At 52.5% G+C, this 16551-nt stretch carries 19 protein-coding genes, 1 tRNA gene and 1 pseudogene; 2 read left to right on the top strand and 19 right to left on the bottom strand.

The features are described from left to right. The 4 genes from GX030_00005 to GX030_00020 all read right to left on the bottom strand — a co-directional run. On the bottom strand, window positions 1-126 hold a 126-nt coding region (locus GX030_00005; GenBank protein ID NLV90770.1), incomplete at its 3' end, for a group II intron reverse transcriptase/maturase. Window positions 127-159: 33 nt separating this feature from the next. Then, a complete protein-coding gene (locus GX030_00010) occupies window positions 160-303 on the bottom strand; it encodes a hypothetical protein (protein ID NLV90771.1) in 144 nt (47 codons plus the stop codon). A gap of 96 nt (window positions 304-399) precedes the next feature. Beyond that, window positions 400-1155 (bottom strand): DNA/RNA nuclease SfsA, encoded by a 756-nt coding sequence (gene sfsA, locus GX030_00015; protein ID NLV90772.1) that lies wholly within the window; start codon window positions 1153-1155, stop codon window positions 400-402. Further along, window positions 1124-1597, bottom strand: a complete 474-nt coding sequence (locus tag GX030_00020; GenBank protein NLV90773.1) for a transcriptional repressor — start codon at window positions 1595-1597, stop codon at window positions 1124-1126. The genes sfsA and GX030_00020 overlap by 32 nt, the downstream gene beginning before the upstream one ends. 220 nt (window positions 1598-1817) lie before the next feature. Between GX030_00020 and GX030_00025 the strand changes: the two genes are divergently transcribed. After that, window positions 1818-1904, top strand: a tRNA-Leu gene (locus GX030_00025). A gap of 198 nt (window positions 1905-2102) precedes the next feature. Here GX030_00025 and GX030_00030 read toward each other — a convergent pair. The 14 genes and pseudogenes from GX030_00030 to GX030_00095 all read right to left on the bottom strand — a co-directional run bounded on the left by GX030_00030 (window position 2103) and on the right by GX030_00095 (window position 14129). Further along, a complete protein-coding gene (locus GX030_00030; GenBank protein NLV90774.1) occupies window positions 2103-2669 on the bottom strand; it encodes a histidine phosphatase family protein in 567 nt (188 codons plus the stop codon). 92 nt (window positions 2670-2761) lie between these two features. Next, window positions 2762-3379, bottom strand: a complete 618-nt coding sequence (locus GX030_00035; protein ID NLV90775.1) for a DedA family protein — start codon at window positions 3377-3379, stop codon at window positions 2762-2764. A gap of 96 nt (window positions 3380-3475) precedes the next feature. Beyond that, the gene (locus tag GX030_00040) at window positions 3476-4192 is read right to left on the bottom strand and encodes an RNA pseudouridine synthase (GenBank protein NLV90776.1); all 717 of its coding nucleotides are present in this window, start codon (window positions 4190-4192) and stop codon (window positions 3476-3478) included. Window positions 4193-4292: 100 nt separating this feature from the next. Next, a complete protein-coding gene (locus tag GX030_00045; protein NLV90777.1) occupies window positions 4293-4826 on the bottom strand; it encodes a flavodoxin in 534 nt (177 codons plus the stop codon). Window positions 4827-4947: 121 nt separating this feature from the next. Further along, complete coding sequence (locus tag GX030_00050; protein ID NLV90778.1) at window positions 4948-6087, bottom strand: aldo/keto reductase; 1140 nt, start codon at window positions 6085-6087, stop codon at window positions 4948-4950. Window positions 6088-6433: 346 nt separating this feature from the next. Further along, a complete protein-coding gene (locus GX030_00055) occupies window positions 6434-6925 on the bottom strand; it encodes a dihydrofolate reductase (GenBank protein ID NLV90779.1) in 492 nt (163 codons plus the stop codon). Next, on the bottom strand, window positions 6925-7716 hold the full coding sequence (locus GX030_00060; protein NLV90780.1) for a thymidylate synthase: 792 nt from the start codon (window positions 7714-7716) through the stop codon (window positions 6925-6927). Before GX030_00060 ends, GX030_00055 begins: the two co-directional genes overlap by 1 nt. A gap of 4 nt (window positions 7717-7720) precedes the next feature. Next, window positions 7721-8161 carry an SUF system NifU family Fe-S cluster assembly protein gene (locus tag GX030_00065; protein ID NLV90781.1) on the bottom strand — a complete coding sequence of 147 codons (441 nt, stop codon included), beginning with the start codon at window positions 8159-8161 and terminating at the stop codon, window positions 7721-7723. Then, window positions 8151-9389 (bottom strand): cysteine desulfurase, encoded by a 1239-nt coding sequence (locus GX030_00070; GenBank protein NLV90782.1) that lies wholly within the window; start codon window positions 9387-9389, stop codon window positions 8151-8153. Before GX030_00070 ends, GX030_00065 begins: the two co-directional genes overlap by 11 nt. Next, entirely contained in the window at window positions 9376-10503 is a 1128-nt protein-coding gene (gene sufD, locus GX030_00075; protein NLV90783.1) for a Fe-S cluster assembly protein SufD, read from the bottom strand. The genes GX030_00070 and sufD overlap by 14 nt, the downstream gene beginning before the upstream one ends. A gap of 11 nt (window positions 10504-10514) precedes the next feature. Continuing rightward, the gene (gene sufB / locus GX030_00080; GenBank protein ID NLV90784.1) at window positions 10515-11927 is read right to left on the bottom strand and encodes a Fe-S cluster assembly protein SufB; all 1413 of its coding nucleotides are present in this window, start codon (window positions 11925-11927) and stop codon (window positions 10515-10517) included. A gap of 23 nt (window positions 11928-11950) precedes the next feature. Beyond that, window positions 11951-12691, bottom strand: coding sequence for a Fe-S cluster assembly ATPase SufC (gene sufC / locus GX030_00085; GenBank protein ID NLV90785.1), 741 nt, complete (start codon window positions 12689-12691; stop codon window positions 11951-11953). Window positions 12692-12819: 128 nt separating this feature from the next. Further along, the gene (locus GX030_00090; protein ID NLV90786.1) at window positions 12820-13290 is read right to left on the bottom strand and encodes a MarR family transcriptional regulator; all 471 of its coding nucleotides are present in this window, start codon (window positions 13288-13290) and stop codon (window positions 12820-12822) included. Window positions 13291-13365: 75 nt separating this feature from the next. Continuing rightward, a pseudogene (locus tag GX030_00095) lies at window positions 13366-14129 on the bottom strand (MerR family transcriptional regulator). 119 nt (window positions 14130-14248) lie between these two features. Between GX030_00095 and GX030_00100 the strand changes: the two are divergent. Then, window positions 14249-14716, top strand: a complete 468-nt coding sequence (locus tag GX030_00100) for a DUF2935 domain-containing protein (GenBank protein NLV90787.1) — start codon at window positions 14249-14251, stop codon at window positions 14714-14716. Between the two features lie 59 nt (window positions 14717-14775). Here the strand turns inward: GX030_00100 and GX030_00105 are convergent, their stop codons facing one another. After that, window positions 14776-16506 carry an FAD-dependent oxidoreductase gene (locus GX030_00105; protein NLV90788.1) on the bottom strand — a complete coding sequence of 577 codons (1731 nt, stop codon included), beginning with the start codon at window positions 16504-16506 and terminating at the stop codon, window positions 14776-14778. Window positions 16507-16551 lie beyond the last annotated feature (45 nt).

Below are 16551 nucleotides of genomic sequence, written 5' to 3' on the forward strand. Positions count from 1 at the left end.
GCGTTCCAGATGGCCTTTGGCGTCGGCTATGCGGAAGTATACGAGCCATCCCCGCAGGTACCGGTTCACCAATTCGATGCGCCGGCTCATGGCAATAGACCAGCGGCGGCTGGTTAGCTCCCTCAGCTTCGACTTAAGTCGCCGTAAGGCTTCTGTGGGCTAATCGCAACCGTACCTGTCCATTCGGTCTGCGGTAAAAGCCAAAGCCGAGATACTCTCGTCTCCAGGCTCTGTCGCACTCTTGTCTCTGCTGACCTTGAGCTTCAGTTCCTCTTCGATGAATCTCTGGAGAGAGGCCATCACCCGAAGGCCTGCCCTTCGACTTATAGCCACTTACACTGCCGGGCACACAAGTTCAAAGGGGCGGGTCGCAAATGCGATCCGCCCCTTTCATCTCAGTTATATTTCTACCGGTACTTGTCCCGCCAAACGTATCTGAACCTCTTGCTGGCTTCTATCGGTGGTAACCTCATACCGATAGGCCAAGAACTGCACTCCGGCAGCATGGGCCTCCTGCACTGCCCTGGCGAAATCCTCATCGCTGGCAGCATTGGGAGTAAATACCCTGCCGTCTCCCCGTTGAATGACAAACACAACGACTGCGTGAAGGCCATAGTCGAGAGCGGTGATGAGTTCCCGGATGTGACGCTCTCCCCTCTTGGTGGGGGCATCGGGAAACATGGCCACCCCATCCTCCACCAAGGTCACAGACTTTACCTCAATTAAGTATTGGCGCTGACCGCTATAGCCGGCGAAGTCAAAGCGACTGGAGCCAAAGCCAACCTCCGGCCTCACCTGCTCCATCCTCGGTAGTGGCGCCAATCTACCTTCAGTTAACCACTGTCCCATCAGCTTATTAGGCAAATGGGCATCAATGCTGACTATTGTTTCTCCGTGGCGAACAAAGGCAGCGGTGTAGGCTGTCTTGCGGTTGGACGAAGGTCGATACAACAGACCGATGGGGGCCCCAGGCACCAGCAGCTCCTTCATCCGACCGGTACTGGGAACATACACCGTTTCCGGCGTCTCTGACTCAATATAGACCTGGGCAGTAAACCGATTGAGCCGCCGCCGGAAGATTCCCCATTCTACCTCAACACTATAGTCGGCATCTAATGCCTTCTCACTTCGCCTGCAATTGCTGGACATCTTCACCGAGGCTATCTTCTTGCAGGCACATAGTCTTCCCATCCTGTTCTTCCGCGGTACAGTCATCACAATAGCCGTAGAACTCCATGCGATGTTCTCGGACATCAAATCCGGTGGCGTCGGCAACCAGCTTCTCGAGATCGTGAATAACCGTCATGTTGACATCAAAGACCGATCCACAGATATTGCAAATAAAGTGATAATGCGGCTCTGGATTGCCGTCATAACGACTATAACTACTGCCATAGGACAACTCCAAGACTTCCCCCATCTCCCGCAGACAGCGGAGATTGCGATATATTGTCCCCAGACTGACGTTGGGAAGCTCTTTGCGAACCTCCTGGTAGATCCAATCGGCAGTGGGATGACAGGTGGTTCCTCGTAGGACCCGGAGAATAAGTTCTCGCTGCTTGGTCCTCCGTACAAACCCAACTCTCTTCTTACCCATATCCTTCTCCCCCGTGTTCCCAATAAGTAATAACAATTCCGATTAACACCGATATTAGTATATCACTGGCAAACCCGGTCCGCAAGGGAAGAACCCTTGGAATGCTGGGTATTCCTCGCAGGAATCTTTTTTGATTTTACCCCTTGTCAATCTAAACATCCTGTGATATTATATAACTCGTCGGCGGAACACATGCTCAACGGCCGACAGAGACAAATAAGCCGAAGTGGTGGAATTGGCAGACACGCGGGACTCAAAATCCCGTCCTGGCAACAGGGTGTGGGTTCGACTCCCACCTTCGGCACCATAGGGAAAGATAGAACCCCATTACTGGGGTTTTTCTTGTTTGTAGAGAGAGTTGATCAGCAGTTGTCCGTCACCCATATCTCGTAGACACGAGAAAGCCACTCCAGGGGGTGGCTGGTATATCATGGGGGTATCTTAGCTGTGTCCTGTAACCAGAAACTGCCTTCACTCTCCTTCTAAAGGCCAGTTCACCTTACTTTCATGGACAGTCCTCGGACATGGGCCATATTCTTTCGACGCTAGTTCCTTTGTCTTCAATGGTCACCTCAAAGACATCTGGATTACTCAATGCTGCCCAGTTCTCAAATCCATAGACCTCATCAAATAATCTCAGCAACAAAACCAGTAGATTCCCGTGTGTTACTACCGCGATATTACTATCGGGATAGCCTAGGATATGGTCCAAGGCTGCCTTTCCTCGCATCATCGCCTCACTATTAGACTCACCGCCCGGGAGTCTAACATCAAAATCATCAAAGGACCTTCGAAGCTCACTATACCAATCTTCCAGGACTACGCCCGCGAGTTTCCGTTCCGCCAAATCATCGTTCAGTTCAATGTCCAAGGATAATTTGGTGGCCAAGGGTCGAATTGATTCAACGGCTCTAGCAAATGGGCTTGACACGATCCTAGTTATCCCTTTGTCTAGCAAGAACTTTGCCAGCATATCAGCTTGAACCATCCCCTGCTTAGTGAGCAAGCTGTCAGGTTCCTGTCCCGTCGCCTGGCAGTGTCTAATTAGGTACAATTTCCTAATGAAACCCATTTCTCGCCACCCAATGTGAAGTTCTATTGCAGCCCACCGCTCATCAGCGTTGAAAAACAGCCAAAGACAATAAGTAGGATGCCGCAGGCGCCCTATTTGCTCTGAAGGAAACGCTTCTTGATGAACATTGCAGCAACCACTAAAGCCAACACTACCAAGAGGGCTAAGGCAATCATCGAGTAGGTATCCACATAGCGAGCGATTGTCTCCCAGGCACTGCCTGCCGCTCTTCCCAACCAGACTAACACCGAATTCCAGACAAGGGTGCCGATGACCGTCAAGCTCAAGAAGGGGCCCATTGGCATTCTCGCCATTCCCGCGGGCAAGGAAATTAAGCTGCGGACAATGGGGACACAGCGACACAGCAATACTGCCTTGTTTCCATGCCTACCAAACCATCGTTCCGCCATCCTGACATCCTCTGGGTCCAAGCGGAGCAGCTTGCCCAGGCGACTATTCAATAGCTGGGCCAGGCGCTCTGCATTGAGAATCCGCCCGATAAGATAGAGAATTATTGCCCCCGCCACTGAACCGATGGTAGCCGCCAGGACCACGCCCCACACGCTCATGGCGGTATATGTAGTCAAGAATCCCCCAAAGGTAAGAATAATCTCCGATGGTATCGGCGGGAAAACGTTTTCGATGGTGATCAATAGGAAAATCCCAAAATAACCATATTGATTGATGATCTCCAAAATCAGGTCCTGCATGATCTACTCCTTTACTCTAGCGACATGATTACACCCTATTGTTATGCTACCTAGACCGAAAAAACGCCTCTGCAGTAATTGGGCAGGGCGTTTAGTTTAATCGAACACAAAGTTATTCCAGGGAAAGGTGGTCCTGTGGGGATAGCTGGTGAACACCCTTTGATCTCGCAAAGTGGGATGAATCAGACCGATTTGATGGGACCACAGGGCTAGTTGCTGACCCACTTTGCTGAGGCTGCCTCCATAGCGCTGGTCTCCAAACAAAGGACACCCGATGGTCGCCAACTGCACCCTAATTTGATGGGGCCTGCCGGTATGTAGCTGGATTTTAACCAAACTCAATCCTTCCCTCCAGTCCAACACCTCATAGTCCAGAATCGCTTCCTTAGCCCCCTTGGTATCCTTCCCCACAGCTCGGACTGTATTGGTGCGTCGCTCCTTCACCAGGTAGTGCACCAAGCGGCCTTGGGGTTTAGGCCTGCCATGGACCACAGCTAAATAGGTCTTCATCAACTTCCCGGTGCGGATCTGTTCAGACAACCGTGCCGCCGCCTTGGAGGTCTTGGCAAAAACCATCACCCCACCCACCGGGCGGTCCAATCGATGCACCAGGCCTAGATACACGTTACCTGGCTTTTGATACCGCTCCTTCAAATCCTGCTTCAGCAAGGTCAACAGATCGGGATCACCGGTTCTGTCTCCCTGGGACAAAAGATTAGGTGGCTTTTCCACCACCAACAAATGGTTATCCTCTGCTATGATTGGAATCTCGATTGTACCTTTCTCCTCTCCAGTTAGGTGATGAACCCCCATTTCCCTGCCAAGGGCACTAAGGTTTCTGGTCGGAAACCTTAGTGCCTACAGAACTTGACAGAAGATCACCGGGTAGATGACACAATTTCTAACCCTATCCTCAATCCTTATTCCTCACCCAGTCAAGAATTGGCTGAAGCTGTTCCCTACTGGTCCAGTCGTGGCTGGATCCAATGGCTTCCATCAAGGCGCTTTCCCAGGGTTCATAGGCGGCAGGATCCTTCTTGGCAACCATTCTTTTCAAGAGGTTACACATTACCCGATCCTTCCAAGACATCGCCTCTTCATTCCATGCACCCCTGCAATAGAAAATCGGCAGATTGGCCATGGCACCTTTCAGGTTTCTATTCCTCAGCTGGGCCATTGCCTTCTTATCATAGGGGGAAGCGCCAACGGCAAATACTACGATCCTCTTGTCTCGTAAGTGAGCATGATGCTTCTTTAGAAAACCAATCCCAGCAATTCCCGACGCGTATATTCCCCCACCAAGGATGATAACATCGTATTCTCTCACTTGCTCTCGGGTTGCCTGCTTAGTCTCTACTAGGCTGCATCCCAACGCCTCGGCCAGCCACTGGGCATACTTCTGAGTGGCTCCGTACTTCGATTGATACAGTACCACTGCCTTACTCATCAATAATCCTTCCCTCTCAGCCCATGGTAGTATTTCCTCTGAATCGGCAACCCCGACAGAAGACCGCCCATCAGCCCGCTGTTGAGCGCTGGGAAACCCCTGTATCGGCAGCGGCTGGCCTTTAGCCAAGCAGCGCCGCTGCCTTTTCCATGTTTTCGATGATCGGAACTTCGAAGGGGCATCGGCTTTCACAGCTGCCGCAGGCTGTGCAAGCATCTGCGCCCTTTGCCAGACTGTGATAGTGCAGCCGGATGGTCTCCGGGACCCTTTGCTGATCCAACAGGGCGATATCTAGGTACTTGTTCACCATAGCGATATCGATCTCTTCCGGACAGGGCTGGCAGTGGCTGCAGTATACGCACTTCCCGGTAAAGTTCCCCTCCAGTTCACTGAGGAAGGGAGTGAAGTCCTTGTCTGCTTCATCGGCCTTCAAATAGGTTAGTGCATCCTTGACCTCGCTGCCGGTCTGACACCCCAAAAGTACTGAAAACACAGCGGGTCTGCTCAGCGCATAGTGGACACACTGATTGACTGTCATTGGTCGGGAGAAGGGTGTGTGTTCAGGGGAAATCAACTTCCCAGCCCCAAGGGTTTTCATCACACTGATTCCTACCCCAGTCTGCTCGCACAAGGCATAGAGTTCCGCTCTTTCGGGATCTAGGCTGCTCAGCTCATAGCCTTCCCATCTCTTGTCCATTGCCTCGAAAACATCACTGCCTGTAGGGACCAAGTCAAAGGCCAAGTTGATGCTGAACATCATGACCTCCGCAAGCCCAGTTTCCACTACCTTCCTGGCGATATCCGGTTTGTGAGAGCTAAAGCCAATGTGATGAATGTCCCCCATTTCCTTTAACTTGAGGGCGTAATCGGCGATGCCTCCGTCAAAGACCTTAGCAAAATCCTCCTCGGTATCGATGAAAAAGAGCATGCCAAAGTCGATGTACCCATAGAGGCGAAGGGCCTCTTCAAAGTATTTCTTCACCGTTGGCAAATCCCGACTGATGTCATATTGCTGATTGATATCCGTTGATCCAATGGCGGCCTGGATGTATACATCCCTTCGTCGGTCTCCCAAGGCCTTGGCAATGTCTTCTCGTATTTCCCGGCCCGGCATGAAGATATCTAAATAGTTAACTCCGTGATCTAAGGCGGTGTGGATAGTCTCCCTCACCTGCTCATAGGGCTTTCTGTCCAGATGCTCGCAGCCAAGACCGATGATTCCCGCCTTCTTGCCGGTTTTTCCTATCGGACGATATTGCATGTTGATACTCCCCTCCTATGTTCCTCGCCACTGTTGTTCCTAACCAGAAGTGTCTTTCCTTCTATCTCTCTATCTCTTTGCCCTTTTCTAGATTTATCCTGGGGACAATGCAGTCCCCTGTGACCTTCATCATGGGAAGTGCATTTCCCTGTCTAACTATTTGTGAAGCCTTCGTTGCGTTTCCCATGTTAGACAGCCTCTGGCTTGGTGAGGATAGTGCCGACAAATGGAAAAAAGACCTCATATCCATGCTGGGTTTGGCAAAGCAACCCAGGGCTCAAGGATTGAGGTCTTTGATGGCATGGTTTAGCGTTGGCCGGAAGAATGCCTGTCAAAGGCACAGTTTCTATCTTCTTCTGGAAAGATCAATAAAGGTATAGGGTAATGGGTTTTTCCCATCGGCGGGATGGGCCACCTTGGATTCCACTTCCCACTCACCATCATCTAGCTTTGGGAAAAAGGTGTCTGCCTCAAACTCTCCCTCCACCACCGTTAGGTAGATTTTGTCGGCGTAGGGAAGCAGCAGCCGGTAAATCTCCCCTCCCCCGATGACGAAGTTTTCCGACTGAGGATCCAGCTGCTCCCACAGCTCCTCCAGGGAATGCAGGACAGTAACTCGATCATCGTCTACCGGGTATCCCCTATTTCTCGTCAGGACCAGATGGTGCCGATGGGAAAGAATCCCAGGGAGGGACTCAAAGGTCTTTCTGCCCATGATAATCTTGTGTCCGGTGGTAAGCCGGCGAAACCGCTGCAAATCTGCGGGCAGGTGCCACAACAACCGGTTGTCCTTGCCCAAAGCATTGCGCCTATCCACGGCGGCAATCAGGGAAAGCATTAAATAGATACCTCCATCGGGATTTTACCCAAGTGCTGATAATCAACCAGCTGGATGTCGGAGACGTCAAATTCATAGAAATCCGATACCTCCGGGTTGATCCATAGCTTCGGTGCGGGAAGGGCCTGCCCTGCTCGCTCCAGCTGCAGAGTAATACCGGACACCTGGTTTTCATAGATATGGGCATTGTTAATTACATGGGTGAAGCGCCCCACCCTTAATCCCACCACCTGGGCAATGAGATGGACCAACACTGCGTACTGGGTGGTGTTGAAGGGTACTCCAAGGGGCCAGTCACCGCTGCGTTGGACCAGGAGACAATTGAGTCTCCCGTCGGTAACATCCCACAACGTCTCATAGGCACAGGGAGGCAAGGTCATCTCCGGCAGGTCTTCGATGTTCCAAAGAGTCACAATCATCCGCCGATCCTGGGGGTTGTTGACCAGAGTATCCAAGAGCTTGTCCAATTGCCGATACTTAGAGATTTGATATCCGTAACCCTTGCCAATGGTGTTGTTTTCATCGGTCCAATGATCCCAGATATGGATGTTGCGCTCATGGAGCCAGGTGACATCGCTAGACTGCTGCTGCCAAATCCACAGCATCTCTTGAACTGCGGTCTTGAAGGGGACATACTTTGTCGTTAGAATCGGAAATTCTTGCTCTAAGTCAAATTGCATGATCTGATGGGGCAGCTTGTAGGTGGCTACTCCCGTTCGATTCTGATCATAATAGCCCCTGGTGAGGATATCCTTGGCGATCCTCAGGTATTGCTCATCGGCTAGACTCATAGAATTAGCTCTCCTCCATGGATTTCTCCGCGGCTATTTTCAAAGTATGCCAGGCCAGATTGGCACACTTGACCCTGGCCGGTAGGTTGGCGATATTCTTGAACACTAGAGCATCGGACAAAACTTTCAATTGAGCCTCGTCAGTGTTCCGACCCTGAATCATGGCAATGAAGGCATCGGCCATCGCCTTGGCTTCCTGAAGGGACTTTCCGGAAATTAGGTCAATCATCATCGCAGTGGAAGCCTGGGAGATGGCACAGCCCTGGCCGGTAAAGGCTGCCTCGACGATACGATCCTTGTCCAGCTTTAGTTCCAGGGTAATATCATCGCCGCAGCTGGGGTTGTGTCCCCGTTCCGAACAATCGGGATGCTCCAGGCGCCTTCTGTTGTGACTGCTGCGACTATACTCCAGGATTAGATCGGTGTAGATGGAATCAAGGGCCATAGCCTAACCACTTCCTTACCTCTTTAATGGCTGCGATGAGGCTGTCAACCTCATCTAGGGTGTTGTATAGATAAAAACTGGCTCTGGAGGTCGCGGGGACCTGTAGGTAGCTCATCAAGGGTTGGGCGCAGTGATGCCCTGCCCTGACCGCGACGCCGTAACTATCCAGGATGGTAGCCACATCATGGGGATGGCATCCCTCCAGAACAAAGGAAATCACTGGGCCCTGCTTCTCAACATCTCCGGGACCGATGATCCGAAGATGATTGATGCGGCGCAGCTGCTCCAAGGCATAGGCAGTAAGGCGCCTTTCGTGGCTTTGGATATTCTCCCACCCGATGGCTTCTAGGTAGTCAATGGCCGCCGCCAAACCCAGGGCTCCCGCGACATTGGGGGTGCCCCCTTCAAACTTCAAAGGTGGCTCTGCAAAGGTAGATTCCTGCTCCTGGACGTACTCAATCATCTCGCCCCCAAACAAAAAGGGCGGTATTTGCTCCAGCAGCGACAACTTACCATACAGGACTCCAATTCCCATGGGGCTCAACATCTTGTGCCCGGACCACACCAGGAAATCCGCATCTAGCTGTTGGACGTCGACTTTGCTGTGGGGCACACTTTGCGCTCCATCGATGACCACCACAGCTCCCTTGGCGTGGGCGAAGTCGATGATCTCCTCGATGGGGTAGATTGTCCCTAGTGCATTGGACATGTGAGCGATACTGACGACTTTAGTTTTCTCGGTAATGGTCGCGGCCAGCTGATCCATGTCGAGAGTGTAATCTTTGTTCAGATATAAATACTTGAGGACCGCTTTTCTAGTCTTAGCTACCCGCTGCCAGGGAACGAGATTGCTGTGGTGCTCCGATATGCAAAGGACAATTTCATCTCCAGGGCCCACAAAGGACATTCCGTAGGAGAAAGCAATGAGATTTAGGGCCTCCGTGGCATTCTTGGTGAAGACAATTTCCCTTGGGGAAGCGGCATTGATGAACTGGCTCACCCTAGCCCTGGCCCCTTCGTACAAGGTCGTTGAGGTAACCCCCAATTCATAGGCACCCCGGTGGGGATTGGCATTACACCTTTGGTAGTAGTCCTTCATCGCCTGGAGGACACCATCGGGTTTGTGGGTGGTGGCGGCATTGTCCAGGTAGATCAAGGGCTTGCCCTTGACCTGCTGCGCCAAAGTGGCAAAATCCCTGCGAATGACATTGACATCAAAGTGCTGCATTGACCAACCTCCGATGAATCTCAGCATCGATTGCTTCCCTTAGCCTGGTGTTAGGTATCCGCTCCAGTACCGGTCGGAAGGAGGCCTCCACCAGCAATTTCAGGGCCTCGGAATAGCTAAATCCCCGGCTCATCAGATAAAAGAGCTGAGTCTCATCCACCTGACCGGCACTGGCGGCGTGATTGCCCTGAACATCGTCCTCCCGGCACAAGAGCAGGGGCACAGCATCGGACTTAACCCCTTTATCCAGCAGCAACACCGACTCTTCCTCACTGCCCCTGGCTCGCCGTGCCCCGGGGTGGAAATCAATGGTACCCCGAAACACCTTTTTGGCGGTGTCCTTGAGGGCACCCCGGACTGCAAGATCACTGAGACTCCGGGGTCCAATATGGTTGAGCAGATAACTCAGGTCAAGGCGGCGCTCCTTATCCCCAAGGTAGAGAACATTCAGCTCAGCTTCTCCTGCCTCCCCGAGGTTATTGGTATAGCTGGTGACGGCATTCTGGCCACCCAACTCCACCTGGACAAAGCTCACCTTGGCGTCCCGCTCCACATAGGCTACAGTCGAATCAAAATGCTGGGAGACATCATTGAGCCGTTGGACTTTCACCACCGTAACCTGAGCCCCTGCCTGAGCGTAGACCCGCATTGTGCCGCTGTGAAAACCCCGAGTTACAGGATCACTGTGGTAATCAATAATCACAGTGACCTGGCTTCCCCGCTCCGCCACGATCAGATTGTGATCCACTAAGATGTCATTGTCCGAATCTATCCCGTAGGCAATCTCCACCGGCGTCGCCGCCCAGTGTCCCTGGGGAACATGGACCAGCACTCCGGAGTTGTAATGGGTTTCTCCGATCGGAACTAATTCTCCAGACACCCCATAACCAGCGTCGATGGCAAATCCAGGGATAGGTGGCAGGTAGTCCTGGACATTCACCTGCGTCACCGGGGCGATGGTGACCCTTTCATCTCCCATCCTTTGAATGTAAGGTTTGTGGTAGGGCGAAATTCGTCGCTTTATCGGCCTATCTAGGTGCAAAGCGTTGAGCTTAAGCCACCGATAGGTACTAACGGGAAGGGTATTGAGCGCCTCTGTGACTTGTACCTCCACAGCCATCCTCCTTATCCAATGGTTCCTTCCAGTTCCAGCTGAATCAAATTGTTCATCTCCACGGCATACTCCAGAGGCAGCTCCTTGGCGATGGGTTCGACAAAACCCCTGACGATCATTGCCCTGGCTTCCTCTTCACTAATCCCCCGACTCATCAAATAGTAGATGGCTTCATCGCTGATGCGGCCGATTTTCGCCTCGTGGCCGATGTCAACTTCATCAGTGGCGATATCCAGTACCGGGATGGTATCGGATTGGGATATATTATCCAGCATCAGTGATTCGCAGGATACCGTGGACTTAGAATGCTGGGCCCGCTGGCTAACTTTCAAAAGACCTCGGTAAACCGCCACACCGCCTCCCTTGGAGATGGACTTCGAGTTAATGGTCGATGAAGTGTAGGGTGCGGCGTGAACCACCTTGGCTCCTGTATCCAGATACTGCCCATCGCCTGCGAAGGTCACTCCGGTAAATTCAGCTCTAGCCCCCTGCCCCTTGAGAATGCTCATGGGGTACAGCATCGACACCTTGGAGCCAAAGGAGCCGGAAACCCATTCTATCCGGCCGTTGGCCTCAACGACACAGCGCTTGGTGTTGAGGTTGTACATGTTTTTCGACCAGTTCTCAATGGTGCTGTATCTCAACCCGGCCTTTTCCTTGACAAAGAGCTCCACACACCCGGCGTGGAGGTTATTGACAGAGTGTTTTGGGGCGGAGCAGCCTTCGATGAAATGAAGCCAGGCCCCCTCCTCAACGATGATCAAGGTATGTTCAAATTGGCCCGCTCCCGGAGCGTTGGAGCGAAAGTAGGATTGCAGTGGGATATCCACCTGCACTCCCTTGGGGACATAGACAAAGGAGCCTCCGGACCATACGGCGCCATGGAGGGCGGCAAACTTGTGGTCCTGGGGCGGTACCAAGGTCATGAAGTATTCCCTAACTAAATCCTCATACTCTCTAACCGCGGTCTCCATATCCGTGTAGATGACACCTCTTTGGACCATTTGGTCCTGGATGCTGTGATACACCACCTCGGAATCATACTGGGCTCCGACGCCGGCTAGCAGCTTGTGTTCCGCCTGGGGAATCCCTAGAGCGACAAAGGTATCCTTGATCTCCTGCGGGACATCATCCCAGGTATAGTTCAGCTGGGTGTTGGGCCGCACATAGGTAACGATGTTTTCGATATCTAGGCCCGTCAAATCTGGACCCCAGGGAGGCACATCCAAACTGTGGTAGATCTCCAAGGACTTGAGCCGAAACTCCGTCATCCACTGGGGCTCATTTTTCTGGCGAGAAATGTCCAGCACAATCTCGGGAGACAGCCCTTTGTCGGTTTTGTAGCTGTAGGTGAACTGGTTTTTGCGGTCGAAAACCTCTCGGTTGATGTCTGCAACATAAGTTTTTTTCCGATTAGACTCCACTATTGCCACCTCCCCTAGGACGATTAGTGCCGAAAGGCATCAAAGCCGTCTCGCTCCAGAGCCGTTACAAGATCGACATCGCCGCTGGTCCTAATGCGCCCATCAATCAGCAGATGAACAAAGTCCGGACGAATATATTCCAGAATCTTGCTGTGATGGGTGATGATAATCATGGCGTTGTCGCTGTTTTGGTAGCTCTGCACCCCGGCGGCTACGATACGGACGGCATCGACGTCCAGTCCGGAATCGGTTTCATCCAAAATAGCCAATTTTGGCTGCAGAACCAACATCTGCAGAATCTCGCTCTTCTTTTTTTCTCCTCCAGAAAAGCCCTCATTGAGATACCTAGTGGCATACTCTGGCTTCATCTCCAGAAGCTGCATCGTCTCCCGCAGCTGCCGACGAAACTCCAAGGGGCTGATGGGTTCCCCGGTAATCGCGGCCTTGGCAGAGCGCAGGAAGTTCTCTAGGGTAATTCCCGGCACTTCCTCGGGATACTGGAAGGATAGGAAAATACCCAACCGAGCCCTGGCGTCGGTGCGCAGGTCATTGATCCGCTGACCTTGCCAAGAAATGTCACCGGCGGTGATCTCGTACTTGGGATGACCCATCAACACGTTGGCTAAGGTCGATTTTCCCGCTCCATTAGGTCCCATAATCACGTGAACCTCACCGGAGTTAACCACCAGATCTAATCCAGAAAGAATCTCCTTTTCCCCCACTTGCACATGCAGGTTATTGATGGCTAAGAAGTTATTTGGCATCTGTAATAGCTCCTTATGTCTTAAATCCTACTAATTTACTCTGCTTTGTCAGCATAACATAGGATAGTTGCGTGCGCAACTATCCGGAGAAAAAAAGAAATTCCAATTTTATCATCCGGCGGCCTGGTTCAGTCATCACAACGGGCCAGATGGCAGCCCAAACACCGATAGTTATCCGCTACGGTGTGGCCCACCTTTTTCAACAACTTGGTAAAGGTATCCCTTTCCTCTTCCGATAGGTTTGCCAACAGAGCCGTCTCCCAGTCGGTCATCAACTGGTGGATGCGAGCTCGTATTTTCCAGGCCTTGTCCGTCAGGTATACCCTATAGGCCCGCTTGTCCTGGGGATCAACCTCTCGAGTGACGTAACCCTCCCGCTCCAGCTTGTTCAACGCCCTGGTGGTATTGGCTCCATCGATACTCAAGCAGGCCGACAGCTCCCCTTGACTCACTCCATCACGATGGTATAGCTCCAACAGGAACATGATCTGGCCGCTGCCTAGGTTGAGATCCTGTAGTTCCGTGGAAATATGGCTCAGGGATAGTCGATGGAGTACCGAAAACCAGCGACCGATGTAGTCATCGGGACATCGCTTCATAGTAATTCCCCCAATCATGGAAGTCTAGCAGCGGCCCGGCATCTAGCCAACGCCGGGCCCTGTGACATCGTATCTCTACCGGTCCTCGCCGGTAAGAATCAAAATGGCATCCCGCAGAAACTTAGCAGCTCCTGGCTGATGCTGATCATAGTACTGGGTAAATCGCTCGTCGTCCACATACATTCGAGCCAGACCGGCATGGGCCTCCGGGGAGTAACTGCCCCAGGCCTTTGTGATCCACTCCCGATGGAGCTTGGCGATCCTTTGCCCAACTTCTCCCCCGGGGTCCTCGGTGGGTACCGCTTGGACCAAAAGGTCGATGATTTGCTGACTCAGTGCCTCGAAGTCTTCGTAGTCTGCCTTACTCATCCCCTTAAAGACGGAATAGGACCGGTCTATGGCCTCATCGCCCCACCTGCTCCTAATTTCCTCACCATACTTCTTCTCATTCTCCTGAATTAGTCTGCGCTTAAATCCCTCAAACTTCTCTTGGTCCGCCATGTCCATTCCCCTTTCCTTAACCACAATGGTCTTCTCCACGTTGGCAATGAGAGCATCCAGTTGCTCCCGCCTTTCGAGAAGCTGCCTCCGATGTTCCCGTAGTGCCTCCAGTTCGTCAAAACCTGGATCAGTGATAATCTCCTTGATCTTGTCCAGCTTGAAGCCCAGCTCCCGATAAAACAGAATCTGCTGCAGATTATCCACTTCCCTGGGACCGTAGATGCGATATCCCGCGGCGTTGACGGTCCCGGGCTTAGCAGGCCAATCTCATCGTAGTAGCGGAGAGTTCGTCCACTGATGCCAGCTAAATCGGCTAACTCTTTGACCGTATATTCCATCGGTGTCACCTCCCGACAACTGTAGCATACACCTTTACGTAACGTAAAGGTCAAGGGATCTGCCCAGGGAATTTTCAATCACCGACGGCTCCTAGCCGGAATATCCTAGGTGTGAGCAGATGCACGAGACAGACCGAAGGGAGAGTCAGACGGTGGAGTACTATCTGGGGGGCCACATGCCAATACCCATTCTTGATGAGACGGAGTTCTGGAAGGTTCAAGAGGCAGAACATGTAACGGTTATCCTGGATATTGTCGACGACCTGGAACCGGAATTTGTTGCGGCATTGCTGGAAATGGAAAAAAGACTTTGGGCGACTCGAGCGGAAACAGTACGCTACATTGAAGCCCTAGCCCGCTTACATGGAAAACCTAGCTACGAGCTGCTCGATGAAATCATGTACCTAATTCATGAGGCGAAACTGGAAAGTAAGGAATTCATCGCACTCTTTGACCGCATCATCGATGAGAGTGCCGCAGTAGCCGCGAACGATGTTGCTCAGACAGTAATCAACCACATTCGGAGGGAGTCGGAGTACTACGTAGGAATTGTGGACGCCTTTCAAGACATGCAAGGCAGGTACTAAAATTGCCTCAGGGCACCCTCCTTTTAGGGTGCCCTGAACACATAACAAAGCATTCGAGCCTAGGAAATGTCCCAGGCAAATACTCTGAACTGATCCAGACCCCAGGTTTCCTCGGGCACAAACCGCAGAGCCTGGGCTGTACAGTCCACATCGATCTTAACCAACCTTTGGTAGTTGTTCTCTACCCTAGTAGCCACTCGCCAATTGCCCTCAGTGTCCTTAATCTCCACACGAAACTTCCTGATCATGGTGTGGGGCACCCCTACTTCTCGCTGGTCCAGGGGGTAGATACAGGGCATATTTTTCTCCGGTCGATTCAAATCACTGTCGAAAACAAACCGCAATCGGGAGATCTTTTCCGGAGCAGAGAAGCTGTATTCAATCCAGTCTCCCCGGCCGCCTACCCAACAATTCTCGGCACCAGCCACAGGACGGTCGATACCATTGCGCACTACCTCAGGATCCCCGGTGCTGGCCGTTAGTGAGGCCTTCCTGGTTAGCCAAGGCTGGGGCCTCACCTTCCAAGGCAGGTAGCAATCGTCATCCATTAGCGTCTCCTGGAGCCGTTGGATCTCGTGTTGGTATACACCCCGAGGGGTTAGTCCTTCCTTAACTGCGATGGCCGCTGCCGTTCCCACAGCCTGGCCCACGGTGGCACAGGTGGCCATCACCCGGGTGGAACTTAAGGCAGCGTGGGTAGTACTGATGTTTCGTCCGGCACAGAAGAGATTCTCGATATTCCTTGAGTAAAGGCAGCGGTAGGGAATCCCAAAGGGGGATGGTGCCGGATGGAAGATCGTCGGTTCTCCGGGATAGTTCATTCCGCCGGGATGGTGGTCATCCATTGGCCATCCGCCATAGGCTACTAGATCAGGAAAGCGGCCTTCGGCCCTGACGTCATGTTGAGTGAGAATATGATCTCCCACATAGCGACGACTTTCCCTTTTGCCCGGCAGGAATCCCACCCACTCTAGGATCCAGTTATCGGCGCCGTGATCCCCGTAGTTCTTGACGTGGTCCCAAACGCCAAAGGCCACCTTCAACAGCTCATCACGAATCTCCTCAGTGTCGTGGATCGTATCCTGTTCCCCGCCCAGTTCAATCCACCAGTAATTATTCAAGGGCGCGATGTCGTGGCTCCGATGGGGTAAGTCTTCGTCGGTGGGATACTTATAGGCCCAGCTCGGGGGAATAAACTCCTGCTTTCGGTCTGTTTCCCGCAGCTGAATTAGACAGCTCATCCCCATCGTTTTCCCATCGGCTGCCTCAGGTGCAATGGACTCGTTAAACTCGCTGCGAGCCTCCCGTCCCCATCGCACCTCCGCTCCCGTAAGGGGGGCCAAAATGCTGTCACCGGAGCAGTCAGCAAAGAGATCAGCCTCAACGACATGCCACGTCTGGGTAGTCAGCTGCCATCCCTTCACAGACTTAATCCGAGAACCTTCCATGGTGACATCGTTACAGGAGCAATTGAGGAGCAATGTGATGTTCTCTTCAAGCCTCACCTTTTCGTACAAGACACTGTCCCAGATGGAGTAGTTCAGCATTGGATTGCGATACAGATTTTCCAGGGCAATCTCTTCGACGATCCCCGTTTCCCGGTTGTTTTCACCGCGGGCACCGCAGATCCACATCCGCACCTCAGAGGAGGCGTTACCTCCCAGCACCGGCCGATCATGCATCAAGAGTACTTTGGCCCCGTGGCGGGCCGCAGCGATGGCCGCAGACATTCCTGCCAAACCACCACCAATAACACAAAAATCTACTTTGTGACGTATCTCCCGCAGCACCTAAGTCCCTCCCTCGGGTGAAAAGGAGGCTGACGTCTCCTTCTG

The sequence above is a fragment of the Bacillota bacterium genome (assembly GCA_012727955.1).
In the GTDB taxonomy this organism is placed as follows: Bacteria; Bacillota; Limnochordia; order DTU087; family JAAYGB01; genus JAAYGB01.